This window comes from Paenibacillus sp. GCM10012306 (assembly GCF_042649265.1).
Taxonomy (GTDB): domain Bacteria; phylum Bacillota; class Bacilli; order Paenibacillales; family Paenibacillaceae; genus Paenibacillus_AQ.
In genome coordinates this window covers 397,974-421,854 of record NZ_JBHRYW010000003.1, presented here as the reverse complement: position 1 = coordinate 421,854, position 23,881 = coordinate 397,974, and the positions used below count along the sequence as shown (strand labels likewise).

The window sequence follows — 23,881 nt, the reverse complement described above, 5'->3', positions numbered from 1 at the left end:
AGGTAAAGATGAGCCGGTTTATTTAGGAGGATGGGGAAAATAAAAACAAACATCTCGTTTATTCAATCCACCATGATTATTATGCTGAGCACTGGCCTTCTAAATCATGTCATCATCATTCCTATCCTGCTGGATGCGGCAAAGCGGGACGCTTGGATCTCGGTACTGTTGGCAGGCGCCTGTGCGCTAGTCTGGATTTTTATTCTGCACATTAGCAGTACCAAAATTAAGAAACAGCATCTTTTCGAATGGCTGGCAAAAGCATATCATCCCTTCGTTGGCCGTATGCTTGCCGTGTTCGCTGGCGTATATTTGTTTGTGATATGCATGCTTACAACTAGGGACACCGTATATTGGGTGCATCTCACCTTTTCCCCGGAGACCCCCATACTGGTACTTACTCTCATCTTACTTTTTATTTCTGCCATAAATGCTTATTTAGGCATTCATTCCCTCGCTAATACCGCCGGTATTTTATTGCCTTTTGTTGTTATATTGGGCTTTTTTATAATGTTCTCTAACACAACCCATAAAGATTATTCCTTGTTAAAACCTATACTTGAGCATGGCCTACAACCAGTCTGGAACGGAACTCTCTACGTTGGTGCGGGTTTTGTTGAGGTCATCATGCTTCTATTTATGCAGCATCACATCAAATCTCGCCTCTCCTACATTTCATTTCTGATTATGATCCTGCTTATTTTGGGTCTCACCATGGGGCCGATTATTGGAGCAATTGTTGAATTTGGTCCGGATGAGGCAGGTAAACTCAGGTTTCCTGCATATGAAGAATGGAGATTATTGACGATTGGCAGTTACATTGAGCATTTGGACTTTTTTAGTGTTTACCAATGGTTCAGCGGTGCTTTTCTGAGAATTTCCCTAACCATGTTCCTTATTCTCGACATATTCCAAATTCAAAGCAAAAAAATGAAGATGTGGATACTTGGATGCATTTTTTTAATGATTGTAGTGTTCACAGCTATCCCTTTTAGTGATCAATTTTTTCTGAAATTATTATCTTCCTACGTACTTCCCTTTTCTTTATGGGGGGTGCTGATTTTTTCTGTAGTTATTGCGGGGTTGATTAGCTTGGCTCATCGAAAGGGGAAAGCAGCATCATGACAGGGCAAGAGCAAAAGGATTCCCAAAAAATCGAGGATGTAGTTATAACATTATTCGGGTCAAGTTCGGATATCTTGAGAATGGATCTCTCTTTGTCTACCTCGGATTATGCCGTACAACTGGTTTATTGTCAGGGATTGTGCGATGTAGTCAAGGTGGAGCAATTCATTATACCCGAATTAAAAAAAATTCCAGAATCTATCCTTTTATCCAATGGACTTGATCTTCAGCAGAAGGTTCCGTTTCATATGACTTCCCTGCCAATGGATGAGATCGAACAATCGATGAAAGAAACCGTGCTGGGCGGTGATCTTCTTCTGATATTTACACCTTCGAATCAGTTCTTCACTGTCAAATTGGCTGATCCACCTAAACGTCAACCTGAGGAGCCGAATACGGAAGTGTCAACTCGGGGACCGAAGGATGGCTTTACAGAAGATTCTTTCACCAATATTGCCCTTATTCGCAAAAGACTCCAAACCGAATTATTAGCGGTTGAAGAATTCACGATTGGAACCCAAACTGCGACTAAAGTTCATCTCTTATATCTCAAGGATACGATCAAGCCTCATGTTTTACATTTAATAAAGACAAAACTGAACAATGTTCAAATGAGGGGATTGATTAGTAGTACCCAGCTTGAAGAAAGTCTGACCCGATTTTCGTTATTTCCATTATTCACTTATACAGGAAGACCTGATTATGCAGCCAATTCGCTTCTTCATGGTAAATTTGTACTTTTAACGAATGGTTCACCTACTGTAATAATGGCGCCGGTGACCTTTAACTTTTTGCTAAACACCTCGGAAGATGCACATATGGTGAATTTCTTTGTTGCTTTTTCGAGGTTATTAAGAGTATTCGGTGTGTTGCTTTCCTTGTTTTTACCGGGTTTTTGGATCGCAATCACTACGTTTCACCAGGATCAAATCCCGTTTACATTGCTTGCAACCTTAGTCAACTCCAGACAGGGAGTGCCTCTTCCCGCTCCTTTAGAAGCCATTGTCATGCTTATTTTGTTTGAAATTTTCCGGGAAGCGGGCATGCGATTGCCTTCCGCTTTTGGCCAGACCTTGTCGGTGGTGGGAGGTCTGATTATTGGTCAGGCGGCCATATCTGCTGGGATTGCAGGTCCAGGTACGATTGTGGTTATCGCCATTTCAGTACTTGCCACTTTTACATTAGTAAATCAGTCATTAGTTAGCGTTGTTAGCTTGTTTCGGGTTGCCGTGCTCATCATTAGCGGGTTTCTTGGGTTGTTTGGAACGATGACTTGTCTGCTTGCACTGATCCTCTTTATGGTCAATTTACGTTCCTTCGGGACCTACTATCTTTCTCCTTTATCCCCGCCACAGTTTAAGGAATGGTATAAGGTGTTTTTCAGAATGCCATGGGGGAAAAAAAGATTAACTGACAATACGAGGATTAAAGGACGAGATCGATAATGAGAATAATCCGATGCATTCTTATACCTGCACTGCTTTCCACACTCCTTACAGGTTGTTGGGGAGCAAAGGAAATTGAGCACATGATCTATGTGAATACACTCGGAGTCGATTATGTAGATAACAAGGTCGTTGTTTACATCCAGATGGTTAACTTTAGTGGCATCGCCAAGAAAGAATCAGGTCAAGCCCAGGAACAGAAAACATACGTAGGAAAAGCTGACGGTGAATCCTTTGATACTGCGATTTTCAATTTGTATTCGACTAGCCCGCAAAGAATTGTCTGGAGTAATGTGAAGACGATCGTTTTTAGTGAAGCAGCGCTAAAGAAGAGAGAGGTTGTAAACCAGGTATTGGAAGTGTGGGATCGATACTATGAATTTCGTTATACCGTTTGGACCATGGGGACTAGTGATTCCATGGATAAAGTGCTGAATACGACGTCAATCGCCGATTTATCGGTGATCTACTCGCAGCTTAACAGTCCTATGCGAATTTATGAACAGAGTTCCATCATCGCTCCGATGTACCTCTACAAGTTTATTTGGAAGTGGAGAGAAAAAGCGGAAACGGTTCAACTACCTTATCTAGAAATTATACCGGCCTGGACCAGTAACAAAGCGTCCTCACCCAATATTAGCATGAAGGGAATTTGTTTTCTGCAGAACCAGCAATTTCGGGGCTGCTTGAAGGATAACGATGTTTTAGGGAATAGATGGCTTGAAAAAAGTACGATAAGAACACCCCTGGTTATTAAGGATGAACAAAACGACATCCTCGCTTTGTTGGTCATGAACAAAATTAAATCCTCCATTCGTCCCAAGCTGAAGAACGGCAAACCTGTCTTCGAGATAAAATTGTCTATGCAGGCCACTCTTCCTGAGATCAGCACAAATCTAAGTAAGAAAAAGCTTGAACTGAGAGCTATAGAAGAGATTAATGAGCAAATTATGAAGACTTACACAAAAGGTCTAGAGATTGGTGCCGATGTATATGGACTATCGGATGTCTTCTATCGTAACAATGCACAAACGTGGAACAAGTTAAATGATAAGGGGCTAGTACCTCTCGATTCGAATAGCATTGACAAGCTCGATATCAAAGTGAACCTGATCAGCGGCGGTATTTCCAAAATGAAGTAAATCTATACAAAGAATCGCATCAGATCATAAAAGGGCCCTCGATATCAAGTATCGAAGGCCTGATGATATGATTTTATGAAACGGTCCCGCTCCATTTGTAAGTCATGACCGACTTGCCTGGAATAGTAACAGTGAAGCTTTGGCTGCCCCACTGGATTTTCACATTACGCTGTGCGCTGGAAGAGTTGTACGCCACTACGACTTTAGAGCCGTCTGGATTGCGGAATGCGACGTTTTTAACTTCTGATCCGGTGTTACTGTCAATGCGATAAGCATTCGGTACAACAAATTTACTGAAGTGACCGAGCAAATAGTATTGCTTATGATACGTTACATTGTTCTCAGGCGCGTCATTACGGTTATCCGAATTGCGGATCGTTAGCATACCTTTATTGCTGTTGTTCGCCGCAAGCAGGGCCGGACCATCTTTTTGATCCAGGGCAGCGTTCCAGGTAATGATCGACTTGGACCAGTTTCTCGTAATATTGATAAACTCATTGATCATATTATCGAACCCGCTCGATGTACCGTTCTGCGGATCATTCCAGTTGCCGAAGCCACCCTCCGTGAACCAGACGTCCTTATCCGGATGATTATTGTGGATCGAAGTCATCTGCGAGCCGTCCCCGCTATCATAGTGGTGGAAAGCGCTACCAGAAACGTAGCTGCCTTTGCCCGCATTCTTAAGATTGGTAATAACCTGATTAGGGAAGTTCCAATCCAGATAGTTATGGTCGAAAGCGATGATTTTGGTGTTGATCCCTGCATTACGCAGCGTAGGTCCGAGATAGTCGCCAATAAAGCCTGTTTGATCTTGTATATTCATGCCCATAGAAGGATAATGGGATGGTTCATACAGGGGTTCATTTTGCAGGGTTACGGCATAAATAGGTACTCCCTCTGCTTGATAGGCCTCGATGTATTTTTTGAAATAGTTCGCATAAGTTCCATAGTGCTCTGCTCTTAGCTTGCCACCATTCAACGTATTGGAATATTTCATCCAGGCTGGTGCACTCCATGGTGAGCCCATGACTTTGATATTAGGATTCTTAGCGATAGCTGCTTTCACCATTGGAAGAATATAAGCCTTGTCCCGGTCGATTGTAAATTGGTTCAGTGACGTATCGTTTGGCGCATCAGCATACGTATAGGCTGCCCAAGCAAAATCCGAGCTCCCGATAGGTTGCCTCAGCAGGCTGAGACCAATTCCCGTAGTTCCGAACAGCCGCTCCATCACTTCTGCACGTTTAGTGTTATCCAGTTTGTAGTTCATAAGCCAGGCCGAAGCATCCGTCAGAGAGACGCCAAAACCATCCATCTGTTGATACCTTTGGTTCTCATTCACTGTAATCGTGACATCAGCATTGCCAGAATTACTACTGAAATTCTTATCCGCGATCCGGGTCAGCCGGGCAGTCGGACTCAGTCCAACAGCGGGTTCAGAATTGGGATCTGAGGTCGAAATCCATACCTCCACCTGTTCCCCAGCAGCGTGGGCCGCATTAGGTACTGTTGAACCAGCAGAGATCAAAAGACCGGACAGCAGTACAAGAGCACTCTTTTTCCATATTTTCATGAACTCAACTCCTTTTTGATTTGTAGGCTATAATGCAAAATAGCAGAAAATGAAATCGATTTCATTTTGCAGCAAAAAATAGTGTCGAATCTGATTTTTACCAGCTCTCTCCGTTCACACCTCCTCTTAACAAGTCAAATTTAGCGGGCTCAGGTTTATTCAAACATTCAATGTAATCGTTTTCATTAATAGTTATACACTCTGCTGGGAATAATTGCAACAAGTAATTACATATTTATTTCAATTTGTTACCAAAGTAATAGAAAAGCCCAACGAACCCATAGGAGTATGGATTCATTCGGCCCTTATATTTTTTCACTTAACTTCTGCCATAAAGCTTCTGAAATCTTGCGCGATCTCTTTGGAACGGGTATGGTGCAGATAATGCTCCCCTTCAAGCTCGATTATCTTTCCATATGCAGAGTCTTTGATTTGCTCTTCATGCCCTTCTTTCCAGCCTGCAACATCTGTCGTATCTTTGACTAAGAAGAAGAGTACCGGAAGGTTCTTAGGGAAGCTATAGCTTGCAGCAGTTCTAAAGTTATGCGCGAAGTTCTCCCCTTCATTCAACATATCTGAATTAAACGCATTTTTAAGCGTAATCATTCTAGTTTGATCTTTTATATGCTCATCGCCGTCCGGTGCAAACACTTGGTCAGGATTTAATTTCATGAGCAATCTGTTGAACCCTGAGTCCCGAAGGAACTTATACACTCCTGTTGGAAACTCTTCATCTTCCTTGCTCAATTGCGCTGGAAAACTACTGTCAATCCCAACAAATGCTTTAACTTCATTTTCGTATTTATTCACGTATTCTAATCCATAGATTCCGCCAATCGAATGTGCCATCAGTGTGTAGTGGTTGATATTTAACTTTTGCAGCGCTTCATGAGTCTCAGCTACGATATTATCAATAGTGCGTTCTTTGTCTGTGAGATCACTTAGTCCATAGCCGAAAGGCTCTACCACTACCACTTTATAAAAGGGAGCTAGCTGGTCTATCAGTAGTTTATAATCAAGGCCTGGGGCTGCTGTTGCAAAGCCTGTAAGTAACACGACGGTTTCGTCTCCCTTCCCTTCAATCAAGACATTCATGTTCTTTCCATCCACCGACACCTTCTGACCATAAGGTTCTATCTTCCCCAGCTCCGCGTTGTTGCTGACCTTATTGACGACGAACACACCGACAACAAAAAGAATAATGGCCAAGAATAGAACGCCTATTGATTTAAGCATAAAAGACAGTATTTTCTTCATAGATTAGTTCCTCTCTGGGTGCTTTATTTTTTTGATCCCCCCGCTTATTTCCCCCTCATTGTAGCAACCCAAGATTAGCTCTTGTAAAACATAACTTTAACAGAACCTTAACTCTTTGCTGGCGTTCGGGATGGAGTTAATGTTCTGTTAAACAAGAGCACGGCTTAAAATGATCACGAACTTCGCATGTATCCGCTCATATTCAGCATTAACTATATCGGATCATCACTGATCTTCTCTTAGATGAAATCCAATTCTCACAGTCCCACAAGATCCAGTAGCATTGAAATCAGCTTGGTTGGTTTGAACTTGTGGTCTGTAAATATACTAATCCAATCCGCGAAACCCAGCAGAACAATAACCAAGAACACCAGAATTTCCTTGGTTTGGGTACGCACCCTTACCATTACCCTCAGACTCAGCCCGATCGCCGCCGCCATAAAAAGAATAAACCAGATCATGAGGCAGGCTCCTCCGTTCGCTTCTTTCGGATTCTCCGAATCCATGTGACAAGCAAGAGTAGACACGGCAGAATTACACTGAACAAGAGCGTGTATTCAAAATCATATTTTTTGCTGAATTCTATATTCTCGACCACATTATCGTAGCCCATAGCGAGACCGGAAATTAGCAGAATAAGTGCGAGCGTTACCCAAAACCTGTTCTTGATCTCAAACAATTGACAGATTCCCAGGACAGAGCAATAGTAAGCGATCGACAGTTTGATGAAAATCGCAAGCAGTAAAATCAGCGCCATGGTAGATTCCAGATGCTCGAAGAAGTTGCCGATATGAATCTCTTGGACAATGACAAAGAACGGATAAGTATCGTGGGAAGCGCGGGTCACGCCAAGTACGCCTATGGTCAAAAAGGTCGACAGACTTAGCAGAATCGTCGCGAACGCATACGCCAGAATAAAGCTGCTCTTCACTTTGTTGCTCTGAACAAATGGAAACAGCATAAGAAAGATCAACCCCTCCAGAAACGGAAATCCAAAGATAGAACTAGTCTCCTTCATTGTCTTCCAGACATCCATGCGGAATATTCCCTGAAATCGTCCCCAATCCCACTCAAGCAGTGCCAGACAGACCACAAAAATAAAGGTGACTACCATGATCAGAAACAATAATTCTGACGATCTGGCGATGGTCTCAATCCCTTTGAAAACTGCATAACCAATAATAAAGAGGAACATCACATGAAAAACAGTTAATGGGGTTAACGGCATTAGCGTTTGTTTCATAAAGTCACCCAGATTCCGGGTAATAAAAGCCGCAAGCTGGATGAAATAGAAGATATACAAGAGTGCTAAGAGACTACCTATCGGCTTGCCGACAACCTGGATACAGATTTGTACGATTGACAATCCCGAATGCAGTTTGGATAAATGTAACCAGATCAACGCGGCAAGAATACCTGCTGTTCCCGCCCATAACGGAACGATCCATGCGTCCTGCTTGGCAACGGCGATTAAGCCACCGGGAATGAAGAAAAAGGAGGTGCCGATTAGAAAGGAAAGGGTCAGCACAAAAAACTGCCAAACCGTTAGCCTACTCTTTTCCATTTCCTGCCCCTCCTTTATATGGATCAACAATTTCCCCGATATCTTCAATTTTGCTTTTAATCGTTACGTTCAGTTTGGTCTCAGTCCAGCCATTTTCTTGTTGTTGCAGCTTCTTCCATGCGCTTCCCCGCTTGTACTTCATCTCGTCTTCCAGCCCGAACAAATCCCACTTCTTGTCTATAGCCTGTGCATAGAGTTTCTGTGAAGTCTCGATAAGCTTGAGATCAAATTGATCGGTAATCTTGGATAAGTTGTCCCAAGTCAGCTTCTCGGTCTGTTCATCATTTCGCAGAGCCAGATGGGCCGTGATCTCCACATTCCAGGTAGGTACACCTTTGATAAGTGACAGGTGCTGCTTGGTTTTTATTTTATGAGCATATAGATCAACTACCCGATTATCTAACACGATCGACTCGAAGAAGTTTCCAGCTTGACCTTTCAATAAATTGTAATAACCATTCTCCCAAAGTGAGATCTTCCCGATCATCCGATCCTGCTTGAACACGGCTGCTCCCGTTAGCATTAAATTCCCTTGATTGCCGTTAATCTCATCGAAACGAGTCGTGCTAGGAAGCGGTTTCTCTCCTTTCAGACTGATTATGGGCAGCACTGTAAACGTGGATGATTCCATATTCTCTACCAGGTCTTTCACCCGCGATTTCAGGCTGATTCGGCCTGTGGTCTTGTTCGTATTCGAAATGAGTGACCGCAAAAGCCGTCCGGGCAGCTGTTCCAGCGGCGTATAGGTCATCATCACATCCGAAAGCGGAGAGTCTGTAACGAACAAATAGAGGCTCGAGCGCCTGTTGAACTGCCGTTCATAATAGTTCAAGAAGGTGCGCAGGCCTTCTCTGGCGTACTGTTCGGTCACGATGTGAGACTGATAATGATCTGTAAAAAGCTTGCGAGGTAACGTGACACTGGATAATTGAGCCAGTCCGCCCTTGGTCTTCCCTTGCACTTTATATGTGTACACTGGAGCCTTGCTGCGACTGCTCGATTCCGAGGCGTATGCTCCAGGATTGATAATTTGGTAATACACGATTTGCTCATGAGTGTGTGGATCGATCTCCGATCCCGTCAGGCCGGCGACTGCCAATTCGTTGATCTCTATTCGATCCCAGCAGCCGGTCAGGCAGCACAGCGTGATTCCGGCGACTGCAAGCTTTTGGAAGGTAGCATTCATGGCTCTTTCCTTCTTCTCTTCCTGGTTCCGTTCATTTTGGGATAGGTGTCCATCCATGGCCGGGGTACACGGACAAGAATATCCTTCCAGTCTGATAACACGGTTGGAGCTATAGGCGACAGGTATGGAACGTTGAATGATTTTAGAGAAGCAAGGTGTACGACTGTAATCAGGACCCCGCATAGCAGACCAAAAAATCCCAGCGCGCCAGCCAGCATCAGATAAAAAAACTGTAGTAGCCGCTGTGTGATGCCAAAGCTGTATGATGGGGATACGAAATTGGAGATGGCCGTAATCGCCACTACAATAACCATCGCCGTCGAGACAAGCCCGGCTGTAACTGCCGCTTGCCCTAGTACCAGTGCGCCAACGGTTGAGATCGCTTGCCCGGCGATCCGTGGCATTCGAAGACCCGCCTCGCGCAGCACTTCAAAAGTCACCATCATCAGCGCAGCCTCAACAAATGCGGGAAAAGGAACCCCCTCCCTCTGCCCTGCAATGCTAATCAGGAGAGAATGAGGAAGTAGCTCCTGTTGAAAAGACACGACTGCTACATACAGAGCCGGTACCAATACGGACAGCATAAACGACAGGAAGCGAACCCAGCGCAGCAGTGTAGCAATATCAGCACTCTGGTAATAATCCTCGGGGGCAATGAAGAATTGAAAAAAAGTAATGGGGCCGACCAGTGCAATAGGACTTCCATCTACCAGGACGCCTACCCCTCCCTCCAGTAGATGCGAGGTCAGAATATCCGGACGCTCCGTACTAAGGATTGTGGAGAACGGCGAATAGGCACGCTCCCGCAACCATTCTTCCACATAGGCGCTATCCAGAATGCTGTCCGTATGGATGGCTGCGAGACGCTTACGAAATTCTTCGATAACTGGGCCGGATGCTAAATTGTCCAGATAGAGCAAGGCCATGTTGGTCTCGGTTTCCGTACCGGCTGTGACCTGCTCGATAACCAAATGCACGTTGCGGACTCGTTTGCGGAGCAGCGACAGATTAACTGTAATATCCTCCGTAAATCCTACCTGAGGTCCCCGTACGGTGGATTCTGTCATTGGCTCCGCTACACTGCGTTTGCTAGTTTGAGAAACGTTGATACATAACACTTCAGGTGCGCCGGCAACCACAATCAGGCAGACGCCCTTTAGTAAACTGTTGACACAAAACGTGAAATCGTTGGAAGAAGAAATAGAACTGAAGGGAATGCGGCTCTTGAGGACGTTAATCATTTCATCTGCATGGGTGACATCCTCGAAGGATGCTTTTTCCGATAGAAAAGACAACAATTCATGCTCAATCTTGTCCTTGTCGGTTAAGGTATCGAGAAACAAGCAGCTGCAAGGAATGCCTGGCGAAATGACTAGCGAGTGAATGATAAGGTCAGGCGGACTATGTAGATAATCCTTAATTCGATTCACAAAAGACAGCGGTTCATGTTGGTTATAAACCGGACTTTGCACAGCTGATGAATCTTGCGCTGGGTTCGAGTCTTGATTCGGCATACCAAAAACTCCTCAATTGTAGACTGGAATCATTGTTCCATTATCTCCGAGTGAGGAGTTGAATATACGTAAAGAGAACGCTCGTGTCATTAGGCCAAAGATCAGATGGCACCTGGTATCAGTCCAGCTTTTCCAACCAAATATCTTTGAAATCGATCCAGCCGAGGGCATTCAGACTGACGCCTCTAATGGTCGGGTGAAGATAGGTTCGTAGCTCCCTGTGATGGAGAAAAATAACGGAGGCCTCGTCTCGCAAATGCTCCTCAATCACCTTCAAGTGTTGGCGTCTTAAGCCCTCCGTATCAGCACTTAAAGCCTCGTCGATCCGCCCGTGGATCCAGTTGTGCAGCTCGTCATCCAGATAGAACTTAAAGACACTATCTACGTGCTCATAGGCTTCAATCTCGCATACTTCATCTTCAGGCAAAATAAAGCTGTGGATCTTCAAGTCCTCGTCATGGAGTGGCGTAGAGCAGCCAGGCGCTTCTGCCCAGGTTAGGATCTTGAGGTCGATATGAATGCCCCATTGCCCAAGCCGCTCCACAATCCAGCGAGCGTCCTCTTCGTAATTTTCATGGGCGGTAAAAGTGATAACCGAGCCATCATAATGAGATTCACGCAGCGCAGTCTTAACCCGCTCCGGTAGAAGCGGATCTGCGGAGCGGGATTGGCTCCCTTCCGGTCGGAAGCCGTAGGCTGGCATTACGCGGTCCCCGCCCAGCTCCGTGACAAGGTCACTCGTATTCAGGATCATGCGTACCGCCCGGCGAAATGCCTCCGACTGTTGGATGCCGGGACGCCGCAGATTCCAGGTGAGCAGCGTGCATCCTCTACAGAGCTTCTTAAGCAGCTGCCAATTCTCCATGTGCTTCTCCAGAAGATGATTCCCGGCATAGCCCTTATGCAGCATCTCAGGCATGTCGACCGCTGTATCCCGGCATTCCTCTGGCATAACAACTACATCCACGCCATCCAGGTAAGGTCTGCCTTCGTGATAAGCCGCATTGGCAACCAGCTCGATGCAGTGTGATGACTGCGAGACCATTCGAAAAGGCCCCGTGCCGATCGGAAGCTGCCAGAATTCTTCCTCCTCCATACCGCCAAGGTTCACAGGCAGGATCGATGCGGCGTTGGAACACATGAAACGGTCAAAAATTCGGTTCGGTTGCTTGAGATGAATGCGCAGGACCCGTGGTCCGAGTACTGCAATCTGGTACACACCGCGCAGCAGCCAGCGGTTCAGTGTATCTCCACGTAAGCGTTCCAGCGAAAAGGCCACGTCTCTGCTCGTTAGTTCATGGCCGTTATGAAAACGCACCCCTTTACGCAAATAGAAAGTCCATTCCGTCGCTTCTGGATTGGATGTCCAGTAATGAGCGATGCTGGGGACAATTTTGCTAGCACCCTCATCGAACTGAAGCAGGCGGCTGAACAATTGCCGCATCAGGTGAGCGTCAATGGAATAGTTCACCTGGGCCGGGTCTAATGTCGTGACAGGACGATATACGGGAAAACGCAGTGTGTCACTGGTAGAAATACCATCGCTGGCTTCCTCTTTATGATAGCCGAACTGGCCGTTCAGCCATTCGAGAAATTTCGGCTTGGCCAACGTACCTTCCCCGAACGATTGCAGCAACTCAAAAGCTTGCTTGTAGTCTCCTTTTTCTGCCCGGCTTTGAGCCAATTGCAGTAGATAACTCTCCTTGTCGGCTTTGAATGCAATCCGTGAGCGATTACCGCGCCCGCGCCCAGGCAGCCAGTCAATCAGCTCTTCTTCCTCCAGCTTGCGCAAGATAAGCTTCGCATTACGGGACGTACAGAATAAGGCTTCCGAGAGATCCTCCAAGGTGGCCTCAACAGGCATTCCCCCACTGCTATTCCCTCCAAAGCGCTCATAAAGCGTTAAATAACGTTCAGCCATGATCACCTTTTGTGGCCTCCTTCCCGTGCTTTTCCCCTAAAAGGGGAAATCGTTAGAGGCAATTATACGCTTTTTGTCCCCTTTTGAAAAGCACATAATTAGCCTTAACAAAAGAGAGAAAGTGGGGATCACGTCATGCTGGAACATCCATATATCATAGAAAAATTAAAAGGATATCAGGAGCGGGAAATCAAGATCGGACTCTTCGGACGGATTCAAAGCTGCATAGAGAAATTACTCTATAGTGAAACAGAATTTACGCTAGAGAGGCGTATGCCGAGCGGGGATTATCAGGTTCAAGAACGTAATATGTAATTTGAAAAAAAACTTCCGAGACTCAAGTGTTCTTGAGCTTCGGAAGCCATCCGGCTGCGCCGTAATCAGGACTTGCCTTTGTTGTTGTTTGCTAACTGTATGATCATGATGACAAGAACGAGCAATGCAATGAGCTGATCGATACTCATCTGCGTCCGCCTCCATTCCTTCGTAAAGGATGGCTCCTCGGACGTGTATCTCCTCTCCCAAAGAGACGCTGCTTCGTTCCCCTTTTACAGATTATGAGGTGTCGGGTCCCCTTATTACTTTAGATGAAGCTATTTCGATGATTGCCGTTGCCTCTATCCATAATAGAAGATATATTTAGAAAATACGTAACGATGGCTTGGAAGCTGGTTGGGCAACAGAAAGAGAAGGAGATTGGACATTTGAACTTGCTGCACAAGGAAATAGACGAAGGTTCTGGCGGTAACTACGAGATATTGGTCTACGATACGGCAGAACTGTATGGAGAAAAAGGTGCTTTTCGGGTGCTGGAATTCTCCAACGAGGCGATCCAGGGGGCGATGGATCTGAACCGTCCGGATCGGGTTTTATTTGAATATCCCCAAGCGATCATCCACTTAATGGAACATAACGCTCCGGAGTTTGAGGCTGCCTTTCTAATCGGACATGGGATTGGGACGATAGCCAGTTATTTTGCAGACCGTAGGATGAAAGTCGCTGAACACAATAAAAAGGTGCTGGAGATCAGCAGACAGTGGTTCGGGTATAACAGAGACAACGTCGTGGTTGGAGATGGGCGTTCTGTTCTCAGCAGCGAAGCGCCGCAAAGCTACGATTACATAATCGTTGACGCCTTCACGGACAAGGGTACGCCTTCCCACCTGACCTCAGAGGAATTTTTCACACTGGCTGCTGAGAAGCTGGATGAACGCGGAGCCGTGATTCTGAATCTGATGGGTAGAGGCGAACAGGACCGGATGATTAACGCTATTCATACTACACTGGGCCATACATTTGCTTATACGAGAGCCTTTGCCCTTCCTTCTGACAATGCTGGCGATGTGCTGAACATCGTGATGATCGGCAGCCATGTCTCTATTGGATTTATGGAGCGTAAAATGGCAGGCTTCACGGAAATCTCTCCTGGCGCAGGTCATGTTATATGGGACAGCGTGCCCGCAACCTGAATCATTCATTTCTGACTGTGACCATCCTCTTTTTAGAAAAATATGAATTTAAAAAGCGCCGGCTCATGATATTAGCATGAAACCGGCGCTTTTTTCGATTGCTTCCATATATACGTTCAGTTGAATCCTCTGTTACGAAACTCCGTTAATTAAAATGGATCTGCTTCCTATTCAGGAAGTACGTGTCCATTGCGACGAGCCGTTCGCTCTATAGCATCAGCGGTTACTTTATACAGTTGATGCGGCAGGTCGTGACCCATGCCGTCAACCAACATTAGCTCGGCGCCAGGGATCGCAGAAGCCGTGTCCTCGCCACATGCCGGGACGAACAAGGGATCATCCACTCCATGAATGACAAGTGCTGGTACTTTTATGGTCGCCAGTAGCGGACGACGGTCGCCGGAGACAGCGATCGCAGCAATTTGTCGGCCGACACTGCCTGGATCGTAAGCACGCCGGACTTCTTCCAGAATGAGCGCCCGATAAGCGTCCTCTTCAAACGGATAACCAGTGCCGGCGATGCGTTTCGCAAATGAGAAACTGTGTGCCAAAAATCCTGCTTCATCCTCAAAGGGATTCGGCGCCGGTGTAGTCATCAGCGCCATGACCTCCTGCAAAGCTTGCGGAAGAGTAGGATTACCGGAAGTAGACATAATAGAGGTGAGTGACAGCACCCGTTCAGGGTATCTGCTAGCTGCAACCTGGGCGATCATTCCGCCCATTGACCTGCCAACGAAATGTGCGCGGTCAATAGAAAGTCCGTCGAGCAGTCCGATAGCATCGCTGGCCATGTCATCGAGTGTGTAAGGAATGTCCGGCCGCTTTCCCGACATAAGCGCAGTTGCCAGTGCTTCAAAATCCAGCGTGGGATAATGGCTATAGTGTGTCGAGCAACCTACGTCGCGATTGTCAAAGCGGATGACGCGAAACCCCCGCGCTGCTAATAGCTCACAAAACGGAACCGTCCATCGGATCATCTGGGTTCCAAGCCCGGCAATTAGGATAATTGCCTCGTCATTTTCGTTACCAAAGCTATCATAGGCTAGCTCAATGCCATTGACTTTCATAATATTCATAATCATGTTCTCCTTCAATTAATTTGGGATCGGAAGCTCTGTTATAGGTAGAAGCCGTGAATCTTCGATCGCTGCAGTGCGGTGACCGATACCGGTCAGATAGTCTTGATGACTTGAAAAAGCCAGGAATGACTGCGCACTACTCTGGCGGATCAGCATGACGAGATCCCATTTCTCGTCTTCGGGTCCGATAAGAAACTCCCCGCCATTGCCAAGAAACACAATTTCACCTCCGCTTTCACGGAGATATGGGAGGGTGTGCTCAATGTAGCGGTTGAAAGCTTCGGCACCGCTAATGGAGACCTCCGGTGTTAGTTCAGGATTGGCTGTGTAATCAGCAACATCACGAAAACGCAGCAGGTTCAGCATGACGATGTTACCTTCAATGCCTCGTTGTATGAACCTCATGCCAGCTCGTTGTGATGGTTCGATGTAACGAGTAGATTCTAATTCAGTCATAGCGACTCCTTTCATATTTCCCTTTTATTTTTTTACGCCTTCACTTGCTTTCATTCATACGTCCTCTTCAGCGAATGCATTAGCGGCTAATTTCTTGACATGGTTTCTGATATCAGGTGCCCAGTCATCGATGAAATGGTAAAAACGTTCCAAATCACTAGCATACAGTGCCCGCAGAGCTTCCTCGTATTGATGGAAATCCCCGGCCATAGCCGTCATAAAGTTATAGGTTGCTTCTTGTGACTCTCGGATATTGCTCTCTTTTTCTCCGGCACGGCGTGCTTCATCAATGAGTTTTCGCAATGTTACCGACGCCCCACCGGGTTGACTCTTAAGCCATTCCCATTGCCGTGGCAATAACGTAACTTCACCGGATACAACCCCCAGCTTGGGTCGACCGACCCGCCGTGCGGGCTCATGGTTCACTTCCGTACTGGGTAAGTCACCATACTGTTCTCCTAATCGTTTGAGCACATCATCTGTATTTCCACGAAAATCAACATCTATTGGCTTCCCCGTGGAATCGTCAAAAATAAGCAACTCTGTGAGGTCTCTGTCATCCAGAGCATCCTTCACTGTAGAAACAACGTGCTGTAACGAACCACTGGCGACGACTCCCACACCCAAAAATGCCGTGCAGTTAAAGTGCGTTATGGAATTACTCATGCTGACCTCCTCTCTGATTGCCTCAATTATACCCGGGTAAAAATAAAAAATCAATATTACCCGGGTAAAATAAAATTTATCATTCGTTATAGAGGTAATAAATGCAAAAAACGCGACCTAATAGGGTCGCGCTGTTACTTTATTTTCAGTTGAAAAATCAAATGTGGATGCTTCGAGGCAATACTTTTAACCAGAAGTACGAACGTTGGCGGTTGGTCTTCTTGCACTGATACTTGTGTAATGAGATGTTGTATGTGATAAAAAGCAGTGAAAGTTCTGCGAGATCTGCAGGCTTCTACTGCTTTTTATCATATTTGATTGTTGGAAGGTTAAGGGGTTAGACGGTTGGGGCAAGAATGAAAAAGTTAACAGCAGGCCAGAAAGAAGGCCGTCTGTATAGAACTCAAAAATATTTAAATCCATACTCCCGTGTAAGGAGTGACGCGCCTGAACCGGAGGTTATCGGTTATATCGTAGATTTCAATCCACACTCCCGTGTAGGGAGTGACCCGCTTGCATACATAGGTTCGTTACACCGTCCATCATTTCAATCCACACTCCCGTGTAGGGAGTGACGCTAATAATTGTGCTGTACCTCTGCTAATTAATGATTTCAATCCACACTCCCGTGTAGGGAGTGACGAAAGAAAAGGTAATGACCGTGAGCATTAACTTATTTCAATCCACACTCCCGTGTAGGGAGTGACTCCCTTAGCGTTACGGTTCTTGAGCTTGCCAAAGTAATTTCAATCCACACTCCCGTGTAGGGAGTGACAGCGATTCAACACGTAAAAATGTCATAATCTCGTTAAAGTGATCGGTATAATTACTTTAATACGCTAAGTACAAAGCGTCAATAACTACAACGTTTAGATTTATTACATTATTTGTAATAATTCTAGTGCGAATCCCCCGGGGTTTTCATGTGAGCTTGGGGTTCGCACCAGATGAATCAATTCTTCATTGTCTGTTTAAACATATGAGTATTCACAGTCGGAATAACTTGATTCACACCCCTGCTTTTTGAGCTAACTGCTATAAGAGGGCTATTTCAATCCACGCTCTAACACGGAGAGCGACTGATATTCACCGGCAGTTGGCCTTTATAACATTCATATTTCAATCCACGCTCTCGCGCGGAGAGCGACCGTTCCTCCTATTCAAACAACTCAAGTGTATTGGTATTTCAATCCACGCTCTCGCACGGAGAGCGACATATTCGCTGTAGTAGGTACTGTAACTTTAGTGAATTTCAATCCACGCTCTCGCACGGAGAGCGACGGCGCTTAAGGCCACTAAAGCGGCTGGCGTATTCAATTTCAATCCACGCTCTCGCACGGAGAGCGACAACTTCAATCCTGACTATTCACAGTCGGAGTATATTTCAATCCACGCTCTCGCACGGAGAGCGACGTCAGGATCATGATCATCATTGCTACATTCCCATGCTATTTCAATCCACGCTCTCGCACGGAGAGCGACGCGGCTCCGGCCAGCAAGTCCGCCGCGCGTTGAACAATTTCAATCCACGCTCTCGCACGGAGAGCGACGGTAAAGGCCGAACTGGCTGGCAAGGGATTTATAATTTCAATCCACGCTCTCGCACGGAGAGCGACTTGTACAAGGTCTTCGACTTCAACATCACTGGCCATTTCAATCCACGCTCTCGCACGGAGAGCGACCCGTGAACAAAGCTTATAATTTGCCAGCGAAGCAGTATTTCAATCCACGCTCTCGCACGGAGAGCGACAGCGATTCCAGACTTAAAAAGAGTATAATCGCTTAATGAGCTTCCATAAAATAACTTTATTACGAAAAACTTAAAGCGTCAACAGCTTCAGACTCAAGTTTTTATACAATAAATGTAATAAATCTGGTGCGAATCTCCCAGGGATTTCATGTGAGCTTGGGGTTCGCACTAAAAAAATGGTAGAATCACATTTAAGAGAAACTATTCTCAAACCTGAAAGCGAATTTTAAAACTTAGCGGGATCGAAAGGAGACTTATATGAAAACACTCGATTCAAATTTTCAATACCTGAAAGATATGTACTCAGATAGCTATTACCCCACATTTCTCGTCGACAAAATAAAAGAACAGATCGTTAAAGTTGTGTTGTTTCTAGAAAGCGGATCTTATAACAATGATGAAGTACAGGCACAACTAGATAAAATGACTCTGGCGATTAATGATATACAAGATGAGTTCTACCAAAACGACAGCGAATTAGAGACGGTTGCAAGAGATTCTATCGCGATCACTGTGGAAGAGATTTTGAACTTTTTTGAAGTGGATATCGATATTGAAACGGCATTACAAGAAAGAGATTGGTAGGAACCCCAATCTGAATAATATATTTTACAAGACACTGGTACCTAGTATCGTGTCTTTTTTTATGGCGTAATTTTTCACCATAAAAACGATCCCATACGCACCTGAATATCTTAAAAGTACAATGTTAAGCACGCACAAGTGGTGTGAAAATATCGTCAATAATCTCAGTAATCCATTGTTCAGATAACGGCTCATGAGTCGTAAGCAATTCGTATCTCAGCAGATCTATGGGTAATGCAATCACCCTCTCATTGATTTTAGCCAGGGCGACCTCTCCCCACTTCTCCGCGTTATTCAGAATGGCCTTCATGATTAGGGTCAGCTTGTTCTCCTTTATTGAATTCATAAGCTGCGGAACGTAGCCAACCGCGTTAAGTTCCACCCAAGCGGCCTGTAAAATAGTGCTCTCCAGCACTTCACTACGCCGCCGTGTCTCTGTGTTCTTCTCCTGTTGACTAACAAAATCGTCAGATTTGTTTGTTACATAACCCCAGGATGGCGCACAAAAATAAAAGACCGGAGGCATTCCTCCGATCTTTTATCTCACCCTATACAGGTAGCACAAATTTCAAACTTTACTATTTTGTCCGCTTCTTCGCGGCATCGATTTTGGAAGGGTCCAGGCCTTTCCAGATATTCGGGATATCCACCTGATCCGGATGATCAAAAACCAGAAACGCGGTAGGCAGATAACGTTCACCATACTGCGAAGAAGGTTTGTTGATAATCTCGTTGTCCTTGACGAGAACCGTCGAGGAGCCGCCGTCCAGATTCGCTGCGATTACGGCGCCGTGCTCGAGCATGATTTGCTGTACATCGTAAAGGTTCGCGCCAATGCTGTAGCTTGGCTGTCTGCCGTCAATCACCACGAAAATGATCGCACCGTCCTCACGTTGACCCATCGCTGTCCGTGGTGCAATCCCCCAGCCATCGGCTGCGTTCTTGACCAGTCCCTTGCCGTTGACAATGATACGTGGCTGGAACGATACGGCCTCTTGAACCCCCATTTTACTGAGTTCATCCAGCGTGTAGTTCCCCGCGATCATCTTGCCCTGCTTATCCAGTCCTACGATTTGCGTCGATTTCTTTCCACCTAGCCCATTGTAATAGAGCTTTCCTTGAGAAATGACGATCCCTATCGGCTTAAAACCATTCCCGCTCCAGTTCGGATCGGCGAATCCTCCGCCATTTACTCCGGCGATCGCCCCAAGTCGTTTCACCATACTGGTGACCTTTTCCCCGGAGCCGACTTTGTTCGGAATTCCGAGCCGGATCTTTGTCGGATCGTTAACGATCATGACATATCCAGAGTAGCCGGTACCGGAGACAGGTTCGATCTCCACCAGCTGCTTCTCTTTTACTTCCGGTGGAGGTGTATGAATGGTATGGGTATCCTTCTCATCCCCCATATTATCGAAGCGTTTGGTGTACTCGGCTACACGTTCCTTCAGCTCTTCCTCACCAATGATATATTTGGCCCACTGCCGATGTTGGGTTGTGATCAGCGTATCCGCAATCGTATAGCGCAGATTTTGGGCCGACGGTGCAAAATACAGCCAGCCTCCTCCGGCAAGGAGCAAAATTAACAAAAATAGCAGTACTCTCAACAGTCTACGAAAAAAGCTCTTTTTCTTGCGCTTCTTGACCGTTTTCTTGTTGCGGTTGGTCGAGCGCTCCGGTAATGATGGTGAGTTCACTCTTTTCTTTCCTCCCTGATTCTTGCCATGAATAAAAAGAATACTTAACGTATCTTTTAATCATAGACGAAAATGCGAGAGTAAAGGTATCAATTTCTTCAATTTTTAGCGCCCCTTCGACTTCTCCTAACAACCTGTAAGTCATTATTTATCGGAAAATGTTGGTGGATCGGTGTGAAGCGCCTCATCAGGCTCCGTATGCCGCCATGCTGTAAAGACCACTTGAAACCCTGCACGTGTAGGTGCGCACAGGAAGGGTCCAGCCTGTTTGCCTGTCAAATAAGGGAAGCGAGCGACGCGTATTGTTCGCCACGTATGGTGCTCGGTACGAGCGCGGATGATCACCGCATCATTGGACCGGGAAGCACGAATGGTGACGGTCTCCCCTGCCCATTCTGCTACCGGAGACAAAGACCAGTCGGAGTAGTCGTCGGTAACGACAGCTCCAATGTGAGGAACCCCGTCATTGAGCTCGATGCCTGCTTTAATCCACTGCGTAGGGCTATGCCAGAGCATTAGCCCAGCCTGATCGTACAACTCGGTGAAGCTGTCTAGCCGGAAGGTCACTTCGACGCCCTGATCGTCCTCCCAGGGAGCCAGAAGTGCATGGCCGTTGTCATGCTGAAATTCATAGAGTGTTTTCTCCCAATAATCGCTGCCCTCCACTGCCTCAACATTGAGCGTGTGTCCTTCTGTATTTGCCGATTTCGGTGCTACCGTCCAGGTTCCGCTGCTCCATGGAATGTTGTTTACACTCATCATACATCCACCTCTCTAAGAATTTGCCCTAATGCCGTCCTACGCCGCCACCGCTGCTTGCACTGCCGCCACCACCGGAAGAACCTCCTCCGCCAGATTGTCTACCCGATCCTCCGCCGCTGCTGGAACCGCCGCCGCCGCTATTTCCCGAAGAACTACTTCCAGAGGAATGACGCCCAGCGCCACCACCACTGGATGAACCGCCACCGCCCCAGTTACTGCCCCCGGAGGAACGGCGTCCGCTGGAAGAGCTGCCACTTGAAGAGGAGGAACGATGATGACGATAGTCATCCCTGTCCCAGCGGCTATAACGATGTCTATTGCGCCGGGTGTAGGGATTGTGTCGTACACCATACTTCGCTAGATTCCGGCTCCGCCGCCAGGAAGAAAAGATGAAGAGGCCTATGATTCCCAAAAAGACCTTGAACATGCCAGAAGACACTCCCGAATTATCGGATTTCTCGCTGACCCCTTTAGTTTGTGTAGCAGTTGCTGGAGCGGATGCTTTATTACCAGTTGCCGCGCTTGGTGAGACGTCCGCTCGCGACAGGAAGAAATTATAGAAAGCATTCGCTGTCGCTGTGGCTCCACCGGCATAATCTTTTTTGGCAAAGGAAGGCTCCAGGACGCTATTCAGAATGTCTTTGATTACTTCATTGGTCAGAACCTGATCCACATCCTTGCCCTGCAACACATGGTAGTCATCTCCCCCAATGTCCAGCACGAGCATCGTATCCTTCGGTCCCGCACCTACAGAGGCAAACTTCATATAGGTGTAATCCTGCAAGGTTTTTCCGCCTGTATTCTTGACTGTGACAACATAAATCCCGCTCCCGGTGGTGTCTTTATACCTGTTGCTGGACTGATTAAGGTAATCCTTCGTGACTTGCTTGAACACCCCGGCATTATCCGAAACATATGTCTTGTTGCCTACAGTTTCTATCCAAGTACCACCTAGCGCTTGAATGAACGATCCATATGTTTTATAGACACCATTGCTATAGTTCTTGGCTGCAAAATCAGGCTCTAACTGCTGGGACAGGATCTCTGAAATCTTGCTATCCGGTAGCGTGTTCACAAGCCCCTTGCCCTGCACCGCCCAGTAATCGTCATCCTTAATGGAAAGGAGCAGCAGTACCCCGTTGTTCTTCTCCTTGGAGCCGATGCCCCACTTATTGAACAAGGATGTAGCATACTCCTTGATCGGCATTCCTCCGGTAGAATCAACAGTCACCACCACGACCTGCGCCTCATTTTTCCTATGTAACTTAATTCCGTAATTCACCAGATAATTCTCGGTCTTGTCATTCAATACGCCCGCAAAATCATTCACGTAAAAAGCTCCGGTATGCTCCGGCAATGTACCCTTAGCGAAGCTCATTACGGGAAACAGCATCGTAAGTATAATGGCAATCCAAGCGATTTTTAGTGGTTTATGCTTCATAAGTGCACCTCCTGTATGTTCCTCTTCTCTTTATCGGATACGGTGAGCTCCGGGAATAGTTTCGCCTGAATTACAGAGCTTACGTTAAGTAACTGTATTCTACAAAGGTTTCCAGGTATCCTTCATTTTGGCTGCACTTCACTTCTTGGCTATAGTGGCATCACGAAAGAAACGGCAGGCCTCCTGCTCTCGTAGGATGTCTGCCGTTCCCTAATTATCCATGAATGATATCTCGAATAAAATTACTCTCCGTAGTTGAATAGTGGCGTAGATAGATAACGTTCCCCGGTATCCGGTAAAATCGTCACGATCGTCTTACCCTTAAACTCCGGACGTTTGGAAAGCTCTGCCGCCGCGTATACCGCCGCGCCGGAGGAGATGCCGACCAGCAACCCTTCTGTTTTGGCCAGCGCCTTTGCCGTGGCAAAGGCGTCCTCGCTTTTTACCTGGAGAATCTCATCCACAAACTCTGGACGATAGTTGTCCGGGATGAAGTTGGCTCCGATCCCTTGGATCGGATGCGCACCGGGAACGCCGCCGGAAAGAACCGGAGAATCATACGGCTCAAGAGCAACGATATGAACGTCTGGATTTCGCTCCTTCAATAGCTGACCCACACCGGAGACCGTTCCGCCGGTACCGACCCCGGCAATAAAAACATCCACCTGCCCATCGGTATCCCGCCAGATTTCTTCGGCCGTTGTCGACCGATGAATCTGCCGATTCGCCGGATTGCTAAACTGCTGTGGAATGAACGCGCCGGGCGTACTCGCGGCTAGCTGCTCTGCTCTTTTGACAGCGCCGCTCATGCCCTCCGCACCTGAAGTCAGCACGATCTCGGCGCCAAGGGCCAGCATCAGCTTGCGGCGTTCAACACTGAACGTCTCAGGAAGCACAATAATCAGCCTGTACCCCAGACTGGAGGCGGCAAAAGCCAGCCCGATCCCCGTATTTCCGCTCGTAGGCTCGATGATCACAGAATCCTTGTTGATATAGCCTTTTTCCTCGGCATCCTTGATCAAGGCATATCCGGTTCGATCCTTCACGCTGCCCGCAGGATTAAAATATTCAAGCTTGGCCAATATTCTGGCCTCCAGATTCTGAATGGCGCTGTATCTGGAAATCTCAAGCAGCGGGGTATTCCCGATTAGCTCTGTTAAGCTTTGATAAATGTTTCCCATCTTCTCACTCCTATTATCATTTTTCCCATATGTTTACTATGTATTAATAGTAGCAGATATTTAAT

Annotated in this window: 21 protein-coding genes and 1 CRISPR repeat array; of the genes, 6 read left to right on the top strand and 15 right to left on the bottom strand. The window is 46.5% G+C overall.

Annotated elements, in window-relative coordinates:
- The first annotated feature begins 30 nt into the window (after nt 1-30).
- The 3 genes from ACFORK_RS09225 to ACFORK_RS09215 are packed head-to-tail and all read left to right on the top strand — an operon-like array spanning nt 31 to nt 3,712.
- Nucleotides 31-1,125 (top strand): GerAB/ArcD/ProY family transporter, encoded by a 1,095-nt coding sequence (locus ACFORK_RS09225; protein WP_379197930.1) that lies wholly within the window; start codon nt 31-33, stop codon nt 1,123-1,125.
- Nucleotides 1,122-2,570 carry a spore germination protein gene (locus ACFORK_RS09220; protein WP_379197928.1) on the top strand — a complete coding sequence of 483 codons (1,449 nt, stop codon included), beginning with the start codon at nt 1,122-1,124 and terminating at the stop codon, nt 2,568-2,570. Before ACFORK_RS09225 ends, ACFORK_RS09220 begins: the two co-directional genes overlap by 4 nt.
- Entirely contained in the window at nt 2,570-3,712 is a 1,143-nt protein-coding gene (locus ACFORK_RS09215; protein ID WP_379197926.1) for a Ger(x)C family spore germination protein, read from the top strand. Before ACFORK_RS09220 ends, ACFORK_RS09215 begins: the two co-directional genes overlap by 1 nt.
- A 73-nt stretch (nt 3,713-3,785) precedes the next feature.
- Here ACFORK_RS09215 and ACFORK_RS09210 read toward each other — a convergent pair whose 3' ends face one another.
- The 7 genes from ACFORK_RS09210 to ACFORK_RS09180 all read right to left on the bottom strand — a co-directional run bounded on the left by ACFORK_RS09210 (nt 3,786) and on the right by ACFORK_RS09180 (nt 12,730).
- Nucleotides 3,786-5,288: a glycoside hydrolase family 30 protein gene (locus ACFORK_RS09210; protein ID WP_379197924.1), complete on the bottom strand. Its 1,503-nt coding sequence runs from the start codon at nt 5,286-5,288 to the stop codon at nt 3,786-3,788.
- Nucleotides 5,289-5,603: 315 nt separating this feature from the next.
- On the bottom strand, nt 5,604-6,545 hold the full coding sequence (locus tag ACFORK_RS09205) for an alpha/beta hydrolase (RefSeq protein WP_379197922.1): 942 nt from the start codon (nt 6,543-6,545) through the stop codon (nt 5,604-5,606).
- Nucleotides 6,546-6,802: 257 nt separating this feature from the next.
- A complete protein-coding gene (locus ACFORK_RS09200) occupies nt 6,803-7,006 on the bottom strand; it encodes a hypothetical protein (RefSeq protein ID WP_379197920.1) in 204 nt (67 codons plus the stop codon).
- Nucleotides 7,003-8,109, bottom strand: coding sequence for a GerAB/ArcD/ProY family transporter (locus tag ACFORK_RS09195; protein ID WP_379197918.1), 1,107 nt, complete (start codon nt 8,107-8,109; stop codon nt 7,003-7,005). Before ACFORK_RS09195 ends, ACFORK_RS09200 begins: the two co-directional genes overlap by 4 nt.
- Nucleotides 8,096-9,295 (bottom strand): Ger(x)C family spore germination protein, encoded by a 1,200-nt coding sequence (locus tag ACFORK_RS09190; RefSeq protein ID WP_379197916.1) that lies wholly within the window; start codon nt 9,293-9,295, stop codon nt 8,096-8,098. Before ACFORK_RS09190 ends, ACFORK_RS09195 begins: the two co-directional genes overlap by 14 nt.
- Entirely contained in the window at nt 9,292-10,809 is a 1,518-nt protein-coding gene (locus tag ACFORK_RS09185) for a spore germination protein (RefSeq protein WP_379197914.1), read from the bottom strand. The genes ACFORK_RS09190 and ACFORK_RS09185 overlap by 4 nt, the downstream gene beginning before the upstream one ends.
- A gap of 118 nt (nt 10,810-10,927) precedes the next feature.
- On the bottom strand, nt 10,928-12,730 hold the full coding sequence (locus ACFORK_RS09180; protein ID WP_379198568.1) for an SgrR family transcriptional regulator: 1,803 nt from the start codon (nt 12,728-12,730) through the stop codon (nt 10,928-10,930).
- A gap of 135 nt (nt 12,731-12,865) precedes the next feature.
- Between ACFORK_RS09180 and ACFORK_RS09175 the strand changes: the two genes are divergently transcribed.
- Together ACFORK_RS09175 and ACFORK_RS09170 are read left to right on the top strand one after the other, a co-directional pair.
- On the top strand, nt 12,866-13,045 hold the full coding sequence (locus ACFORK_RS09175; RefSeq protein WP_379197912.1) for a hypothetical protein: 180 nt from the start codon (nt 12,866-12,868) through the stop codon (nt 13,043-13,045).
- A gap of 341 nt (nt 13,046-13,386) precedes the next feature.
- Entirely contained in the window at nt 13,387-14,199 is an 813-nt protein-coding gene (locus ACFORK_RS09170) for a spermidine synthase (RefSeq protein WP_379197910.1), read from the top strand.
- Nucleotides 14,200-14,366: 167 nt separating this feature from the next.
- On the opposite strand, the gene ACFORK_RS09165 is transcribed toward ACFORK_RS09170, so the two are convergent.
- From ACFORK_RS09165 to ACFORK_RS09155, 3 genes are all read right to left on the bottom strand, one after another.
- Nucleotides 14,367-15,275 (bottom strand): alpha/beta fold hydrolase, encoded by a 909-nt coding sequence (locus ACFORK_RS09165; RefSeq protein WP_379197908.1) that lies wholly within the window; start codon nt 15,273-15,275, stop codon nt 14,367-14,369.
- An 18-nt stretch (nt 15,276-15,293) separates the two neighbouring features.
- On the bottom strand, nt 15,294-15,683 hold the full coding sequence (locus ACFORK_RS09160; protein WP_379197906.1) for a DUF1330 domain-containing protein: 390 nt from the start codon (nt 15,681-15,683) through the stop codon (nt 15,294-15,296).
- A 105-nt stretch (nt 15,684-15,788) separates the two neighbouring features.
- Entirely contained in the window at nt 15,789-16,400 is a 612-nt protein-coding gene (locus tag ACFORK_RS09155; protein WP_379197904.1) for a DUF2239 family protein, read from the bottom strand.
- Nucleotides 16,401-17,448: 1,048 nt separating this feature from the next.
- A CRISPR array of direct repeats spans nt 17,449-18,150; the repeat unit is 32 nt; unit sequence ATTTCAATCCACGCTCTCGCACGGAGAGCGAC.
- A 258-nt stretch (nt 18,151-18,408) separates the two neighbouring features.
- Here ACFORK_RS09155 and ACFORK_RS09150 point away from each other — a divergent pair.
- The gene (locus ACFORK_RS09150) at nt 18,409-18,735 is read left to right on the top strand and encodes a DUF5713 family protein (protein ID WP_379197902.1); all 327 of its coding nucleotides are present in this window, start codon (nt 18,409-18,411) and stop codon (nt 18,733-18,735) included.
- 124 nt (nt 18,736-18,859) lie between these two features.
- Here the strand turns inward: ACFORK_RS09150 and ACFORK_RS09145 are convergent, their stop codons facing one another.
- From ACFORK_RS09145 to cysK, 5 genes are all read right to left on the bottom strand, one after another.
- The gene (locus ACFORK_RS09145; protein WP_379197900.1) at nt 18,860-19,261 is read right to left on the bottom strand and encodes a TetR-like C-terminal domain-containing protein; all 402 of its coding nucleotides are present in this window, start codon (nt 19,259-19,261) and stop codon (nt 18,860-18,862) included.
- 52 nt (nt 19,262-19,313) lie between these two features.
- Nucleotides 19,314-20,432 carry a phosphodiester glycosidase family protein gene (locus tag ACFORK_RS09140; protein ID WP_379197898.1) on the bottom strand — a complete coding sequence of 373 codons (1,119 nt, stop codon included), beginning with the start codon at nt 20,430-20,432 and terminating at the stop codon, nt 19,314-19,316.
- Nucleotides 20,433-20,576: 144 nt separating this feature from the next.
- Nucleotides 20,577-21,191: a DUF1349 domain-containing protein gene (locus ACFORK_RS09135; RefSeq protein WP_379197896.1), complete on the bottom strand. Its 615-nt coding sequence runs from the start codon at nt 21,189-21,191 to the stop codon at nt 20,577-20,579.
- A gap of 28 nt (nt 21,192-21,219) precedes the next feature.
- Nucleotides 21,220-22,635, bottom strand: a complete 1,416-nt coding sequence (locus ACFORK_RS09130) for a TPM domain-containing protein (RefSeq protein ID WP_379197894.1) — start codon at nt 22,633-22,635, stop codon at nt 21,220-21,222.
- Nucleotides 22,636-22,877: 242 nt separating this feature from the next.
- Nucleotides 22,878-23,816, bottom strand: a complete 939-nt coding sequence (gene cysK / locus ACFORK_RS09125) for a cysteine synthase A (RefSeq protein WP_379197892.1) — start codon at nt 23,814-23,816, stop codon at nt 22,878-22,880.
- Nucleotides 23,817-23,881: the final 65 nt, after the last annotated feature.